This window comes from Desulfovibrio sp. OH1186_COT-070, assembly GCF_003860215.1.
Taxonomy (GTDB): Bacteria; Desulfobacterota; Desulfovibrionia; order Desulfovibrionales; family Desulfovibrionaceae; genus Desulfovibrio.
In genome coordinates this window covers 1-358 of record NZ_RQYH01000218.1, presented here as the reverse complement: position 1 = coordinate 358, position 358 = coordinate 1, and the positions used below count along the sequence as shown (strand labels likewise).

Here is a 358-nt window from a genome sequence, read left to right as displayed (position 1 = left end):
AATGAATGCTCCACCGGCTAAAGCCGGTGGTATCGGAAACAGCTAAAGCTGGCGATTGCGGATGAAATCCGCCGACAGCTTGGCGGGTTGGCAAAAGTCAATCTTCGCCTTCAATTTTGAAATCGCCATCATCATGGCTCTGCTGTGCTATATAGGCTTTGATTACATCGTCAGTCACATTACCGCTGCTGCAACAAAAATACCCTCTGGCCCACAGATGACGCCCCCAATATTGACGCCGGAGAGACGCAAAACTGTGGAGCAACTTATGCGAGCTTTTGCCCTTCAACCTCTGCACCAAGCGGCTGATTGTCACTTGGGGCGGAATGGAAACGAAAAGGTGGACGTGATCCCTGGA

The 358-nt window shown here is 51.1% G+C and carries 1 protein-coding gene; it reads right to left on the bottom strand.

Features of this window, described 5'->3' with window-relative positions:
- Positions 1–97 precede the first annotated feature (97 nt).
- Positions 98–298 (bottom strand): transposase, encoded by a 201-nt coding sequence (locus EII23_RS13735; protein WP_409360245.1) that lies wholly within the window; start codon positions 296–298, stop codon positions 98–100.
- Positions 299–358 lie beyond the last annotated feature (60 nt).